Source organism: Micromonospora echinofusca (genome assembly GCF_017614955.1).
In the GTDB taxonomy this organism is placed as follows: domain Bacteria; phylum Actinomycetota; class Actinomycetes; order Mycobacteriales; family Micromonosporaceae; genus Micromonospora; species Micromonospora echinofusca_A.
This window is the reverse complement of the sequence record NZ_WVUH01000494.1, coordinates 1-4,091: the sequence shown is the minus strand read 5'-3', so window position 1 is coordinate 4,091 and position 4,091 is coordinate 1. Positions and strand designations below refer to the sequence as shown.

At 73.3% G+C, this 4,091-nt stretch carries 4 protein-coding genes; 1 reads left to right on the top strand and 3 read right to left on the bottom strand.

Annotated features, from left to right (window positions below):
• The 3 genes from GSF22_RS31580 to ligD all read right to left on the bottom strand — a co-directional run.
• Positions 1–1,262: FtsX-like permease family protein (locus GSF22_RS31580; protein WP_307804492.1), on the bottom strand; the 1,262-nt coding region annotated here is incomplete at its 3' end.
• Between the two features lie 144 nt (positions 1,263–1,406).
• Positions 1,407–2,165, bottom strand: a complete 759-nt coding sequence (locus GSF22_RS31575) for a PIG-L deacetylase family protein (protein ID WP_208817568.1) — start codon at positions 2,163–2,165, stop codon at positions 1,407–1,409.
• A gap of 95 nt (positions 2,166–2,260) precedes the next feature.
• Entirely contained in the window at positions 2,261–3,301 is a 1,041-nt protein-coding gene (gene ligD / locus GSF22_RS31570; protein ID WP_208817567.1) for a non-homologous end-joining DNA ligase, read from the bottom strand.
• A gap of 47 nt (positions 3,302–3,348) precedes the next feature.
• Between ligD and msrB the strand changes: the two genes are divergently transcribed.
• Positions 3,349–3,759 carry a peptide-methionine (R)-S-oxide reductase MsrB gene (msrB, locus tag GSF22_RS31565; protein ID WP_208817566.1) on the top strand — a complete coding sequence of 137 codons (411 nt, stop codon included), beginning with the start codon at positions 3,349–3,351 and terminating at the stop codon, positions 3,757–3,759.
• The last annotated feature ends 332 nt before the right edge of the window (positions 3,760–4,091 follow it).

The window sequence follows — 4,091 nt, the reverse complement described above, 5'->3', positions numbered from 1 at the left end:
GGGCGGGACCGGGCGGCCATGTCGGCGACGTAGGTACCGCCGTGCCGCAGCGCCGGGGAGAGCATGGCCAGCAGGCAGCCGACGGCGACCGCGACGGCGACCGCCCAGGTCAGTGCCGAGCCGCCGAGGTCGAGCCCGGTGTCGGCGGGGCGGGCGACGGCGGTGTGCCGGAGCGCCTGGGCGGCCAGTGGGGGCGCCAGGAGCGCGGCGGGCAGCACCACCAGCGTGGCCTCCCGGGCGGCCAGGCCGGCGAGCTGCCACCGGGCGGCACCACGGGCGCGCAGCAGGGCGGTCTGCCCGCGCCGGTCCTCGCTGAGCAGCGCGGCGACCAGGGTCAGCGCGTACCCGGCCAGGACGACGATCAGCAGCAGCGGGGTGAACAGCGCGGACCGGCCGACCAGGTCGGCCCGGACCAGCCGGTCGATGAGCCGGTCCACCTGGGTCACGCTCTGCGCCGAGTTGCCCAGTTGGGCCCGTTCCGGCAGGACCGCGGCGATGGCGGCGACCGCGTCCTTGACCCCGACCAGGTCGGCCGGGGGGCGGGCGGCCAGGTCCGGTTCGACGAGCCAGCTCGCCGAGAAGCCGCCCGGGAAGGTGGCGGCGAAGTCGTCGGGGTGCAGCACGAACGGCCCGTACGAGCTGGTCGATCCGGCGCTGCCTTGGCCGACACCGGGGGCGAGCCGCCAGTACGGGTCGTTCGGGTCACGGGGGCGCCAGATGCCGGCCAGGAGCACCTCGCTGGTCCGTTCGGTGCTGCGGTCGGTCAACGGGATCCGCTCCCCGACCGTCAGTCCCAGCGTGGTGGCGACCTTCTCCGGCAGGGTGACCCGCAGTGGTGCCCCGCCCGGCGTGGGCCATTCGCCGTCGACGAGTTCGGCCCGGTCGGCCAGGCCGTCCAGGGTCACCAGGGCGGCGAAGACGGGGTCCCCGCCGCTGGGGGCGGCCGACCCGAGGTCGCCGGTGAGCTGCCGGCCGGTGCCGTACCGGGCACCGGCGACGGTGGTGGGTACCCCGTCGATCCCGGCGGCGAACTCGGTGCGCACGGCCCGGTCCCGGGCGGCGAACTCGGCGGCGTCCCGGCCACCGGCGCCGCTGACCAGGAGGCTGCGCTCCTCGGCCGTGGCGGCCCGCAGCACGGCCCGCTGACCGGCGTCGGTGGCCCGACGGTTGTATTCGGACAGGCCGGTGACCAGCACGGTGGCGACCAGTGCCGCGACGGCGGCGGCGAGCAGCAGCCCGCGTGCCTCGCGTGCGCGTCTCAAGACCAGCTTCATGCCACGCCCTTCCCGGCCCCCGGTGGGACCGATGCCCACACAGACTCGGCGTGGGCCGGGAAAGGTTCGCGCCCGTTACTTGATCGTTATCCGGTGTCGGTGATCGGACGCGCTGCGTAGCCGCAGTGGCGGTTACTTGTGGATCAAGCACTTCGGCGGGCTGGTCGACCCGTCCATCAGCGCAAACATGTCGGACACGCTGTGGTACCCGAAGGCGAACGCGTGTGGCGGCGCCCAGGCCGCGTACGCCCGGCACGCGTTACGGACCCGCCGTTCGATGAACACGTCGGTCGGCAGGTCCCAGAATTCGCCGGCGATCTGCCCGAGCCGGGCATCCTGCCAGTACGGCGGCAGCACCCAGTACCGACGGTCGGCGAACCTCACCGGATCGGCGGCGCCCAGCGCCTTGATGGCCTGCCCGACCGCGATGTGGTCCGGGTTGTTGTCCACCAGCCAGCTCGGTCCCCACAGCCCCGGGTTGCCGGCGGTCGGGTCGAAGCGCGCGACCAGCGCGAGGATCGCCCGTCGTGCCTGGTCCGAGGTGAGGGTACCGTCGGTGACCGGTTCACCGATCAGCTCGGTCGCCTCGTGGATCCGGTCCTGCGTCACGCCGAGGCAGCCGACCGCCGCGATCAGCTCGCCGTGTCGGGCATCACCCATCGTCTCCGGCGTGAACGGTTGGTATCCCTCGGTCGCCGGGTCATGGTCGACGCCCCACCACGGCGACCAGTCCTCGCCGTTGAGTTTTCGGATCGCCCCGGAGCCGGCGCCCCGGGTCATCAGCAGAAGGTGCACGTCGCGACCGGCGAAGACATGCTCGGCGATGGACACCCCCGCGCCGAGGACCTCGTCGTCGGGGTGCGGGACGCAGAAGACAACCGGGCGGGCCATCGGGACTCCTCGCCGTCATCGACCATGGGGCGCGTTCTCCCGCCATGGTCACCGATGGCAGCCACCCGGCGACGGTGTGCCTCGTCGTGGCCTGGCTAGGAGCCGGCGGCCCGGTCCCGGTCGCGGTCCTTGGACGGCTGGACCCGTTTTGGTTCGCCGGGCATCTTCGGGTGGTCCGGTGGGTACGGCAGGTCGCCCTGGCCACCGGCGTCGTCCCGGTCGGCCCACTCCAGCAGCGGGCTGATGTCCCACGGGGTGTCGTCGATGCCGGCGTGCGGGTCGCCCCGTTCGGCGAGCCGGGCCGGCACACTGCCCAGGTGGAAGTCGTCGGGGTCGACGTGGGGCAGTTCGTCCCAGGTGACCGGGGTGGAGACGGTGGCCCGGGCGTTGGCGCGCAGCGAGTACGCGCAGGCGATCGTCCGGTCCCGGGCCATCTGGTTGTAGTCGACGAAGACGTGCGCGCCCCGCTGTTCCTTCCACCAGGCGGTGGTCACCAGGTCGGGCCGGCGACGCTCGACCTCCCGGGCGAGGGCGATGGTGGCCCGGCGCACCTCGGTGAACGTCCACCGTGGCGCGATCCGCAGGTAGACGTGCACGCCCCGGCCGCCGGAGGTCTTCGGCCAGCCGGTGGCGCCCAGCTCGGTCAGCAGGGCACGGACCTCGCCGGCCGCCTCGACCGCGTCGGCGAAGTCCGTCCCGGGCTGGGGATCGAGGTCGATCCGCAGTTCGTCGGGACGGTCGACGTCGGCAGCCCGGACCGGCCAGGGGTGGAAGACGATGGTGCCCATCTGGGCCGCCCACGCGACGTGCGCCAGGTCGGCCGGGCAGAGCTCGTCGGCCGACCGGCCGCTGGGGAACCTGATCTCCGCGGTCCGCAGCCACGGCGGTACGCCCCGGGCCGGTACCCGTTTCTGGAAGAACATCTCTCCCTCGATGCCCTCGGGGAAGCGTTGGAGGGTCGTGGGCCGGTCCCGCAGCGACCGCAGGATCGCGTCGCCCACGGCGAGGTAGTAGTGGAACACGTCGGACTTGGTGTAGCCCGGTCCCGGAAAGATCACCCGGTCCGGGCTGGTCAGCCGTACCGTCCGCCCGGCCACCTCGACCTCGGTGGCGGCGGACCTCGTGGTGCCACCCATCTGGCGACCATATGCCACGGGTACGACAGGCGACGTACCGTTGTCGGGTGAGTCTTGACAAGAGTGAACTGCCGAAGACCGAGGACGAGTGGCGGGTCCGGCTCTCGCCGGAGGAGTTCCGGGTGCTGCGCGAGGCCGGCACCGAGCGCCCCTGGACGGGCGAGTACGTCGACACCAAGACGTCGGGGATGTACCGCTGCCGGGCCTGCGGCGCGGAACTGTTCGCCAGTGACACCAAGTTCGACTCGCACTGCGGCTGGCCGAGTTTCGACGAGGCACTGCCCGGTGCGATCCGCTACGTCGAGGACCGCTCGCACGGCATGCTGCGGACCGAGGTGCGCTGCGCCAACTGCGACTCCCACCTGGGTCACCGGTTCGACGGCGAGGGGTTCACCCCGAAGGACGCCCGCTACTGCATCAACTCGGTGTCGTTGCGGCTGGATCCACGCGAGGGCTGACCGACTGCTGCCGGAGTCCGGAGTACGGCGCGGTCACGCAGGAAGTGGGTCGACCTCGATCCACCCGTGGGCGCGGACAGCGTCCGGCCTTCAGGGGGTGACCCCGCGCCAGGGTCAGCCGGACCCCAGGAGCCGCCGAACCACCCTGGTTGCCGTGCCACCGGCACCGGCCAGGCCAGGCTACGGCTGCCCACAGCAGCGACCACCCGCCACCGGCCCCGGGGCACCACCGGCCCCGGGGCACCACCGGCCCCGGGGCACCACCGGCCCCGGGGCACCACCGGCCCCGGGGCACCACCGGCCCCGGGGCACCACCGGCCCCGGGGCACCAC

Coding starts and splice junctions, on each gene's coding strand:
- GSF22_RS31575 (WP_208817568.1), bottom strand. CDS start 2,165: ATGGCCCGCCCGGTTGTCTTCTGCGTCCCGCACCCCGACGACGAGGTC.
- ligD (WP_208817567.1), bottom strand. CDS start 3,301: ATGGGTGGCACCACGAGGTCCGCCGCCACCGAGGTCGAGGTGGCCGGG.